This window comes from Methylocella silvestris, from assembly GCF_002891535.1.
GTDB lineage: Bacteria > Pseudomonadota > Alphaproteobacteria > Rhizobiales > Beijerinckiaceae > Methylocapsa > Methylocapsa silvestris_A.
In genome coordinates, this window is record NZ_PDZR01000069.1 from 1 (window position 1) to 455 (window position 455).

Here is a 455-nt window from a genome sequence, read left to right on the forward strand (position 1 = left end):
CCCGGCTTGCCGCGCGGCAGATGCGGCTCCAGCGCCTCCCATGCCGCATCCGACAGCCAAAACAAACTCTTCGCCATGACATTCGCCCCCGCGACTCAAATCATGGAGAAAAGATACCATAGAATCAGAGGACTGTATGGGTTCTCAACCTAGGCCGCGCGCGGGAACGAAGCAGGACGCGATGCTCCGGCGACCTCAGGGCGCGACCCTTGCCGCCATCATGACGGCGACGGGCTGGCAGCAGCACTCGGTTCGCGGCTTCCTCGCGGCCGTGGTGCGCAAGAAGCTCGGACTGACGCTCGCCTCGGAAAGGACAGGCGACGCCCGGGTCTACCGTCTCCCGACGGAAGACAGCGGGCCGCCCGCCAAGGAAAAGGCGCGCCGGAAGGCGGCGTGACGATGTCTTCGGTCTCTTTCGATCGCGCCGCGTTGAATGCCGAGGCCGAGCGCTTTCG

The 455-nt window shown here is 65.5% G+C and carries 1 protein-coding gene; it reads left to right on the top strand.

What is annotated here, in order from left to right:
* The first annotated feature begins 181 nt into the window (after positions 1–181).
* The gene (locus CR492_RS20265; protein WP_245412199.1) at positions 182–397 is read left to right on the top strand and encodes a DUF3489 domain-containing protein; all 216 of its coding nucleotides are present in this window, start codon (positions 182–184) and stop codon (positions 395–397) included.
* Positions 398–455: the final 58 nt, after the last annotated feature.